This is a genomic window from Megasphaera hominis (genome assembly GCF_014269395.1).
Lineage (GTDB): Bacteria > Bacillota > Negativicutes > Veillonellales > Megasphaeraceae > Megasphaera > Megasphaera hominis.
The window spans coordinates 1-702 of record NZ_JACOGK010000078.1; the positions used below are offsets into that span (position 1 = coordinate 1).

Below are 702 nucleotides of genomic sequence, written 5' to 3' on the forward strand. Positions count from 1 at the left end.
TAGATATCTTCATTGGTATAACGAAGATCGGATTAAGATGTCTTTGGGTGGCATGAGCCCGATACAGTATAGAATAAGTTTAGGCTTATTGCCTACAAAGTGAGGACGGTCCAAAAAAAACGTCTGCACCCCCAAAACGTCTGCACCCCCCACTTTCCCCTCAGGGAAAGCAATTGCACCATAAACCTTAAAAATAATAGTTTTATGCATGGAAAACAATATTATCTTAAAAATATATGAAAGGAATGCTTTCCCCGCAAGGCGGGGAGAGTCCCCGCTTTGCGGGGGAGAGAGGCTGGAAGAAACAACAGGTTTCGTACAAAATATCATTTTCTGCAAGTACCCTCTCTCCCCGGTTATATCAGCGCTATAGCTTACTAATCAGCCAATTGATTACACTGTCATGAAACGCCTCTATCGACCGCTTCGCGGCCACTTTCCCCCCAGGGAAAGCAATTGCTCCATAAACCTTAAAAATAATAGTTTTATGTATAGAAAACAATATTATCTTAAAAATATATGAAAGGTAGGCTTTCCCTGCACGTGGTATGCTAAAGTTGGACATGGAGGGGGTAGAAATTGGATACTAAATGTAGTAATCTTGGATAAAAGATTTTCTAATTAGTATCCGATGCCCTCAATTGTTAGATGGGAGGTTGCCACGTGAAATTAACGAAAGAACAACGATTAGAAATAGGTCGC

General features: G+C 40.9%; 1 protein-coding gene. It reads left to right on the forward strand.

Going from position 1 to position 702, the window contains the following annotated elements:
- Nucleotides 1–103, forward strand: a 103-nt coding sequence (locus H8J70_RS12370; protein WP_186503584.1) for an IS3 family transposase, incomplete at its 5' end; no start/stop codon positions are given.
- Nucleotides 104–702: the final 599 nt, after the last annotated feature.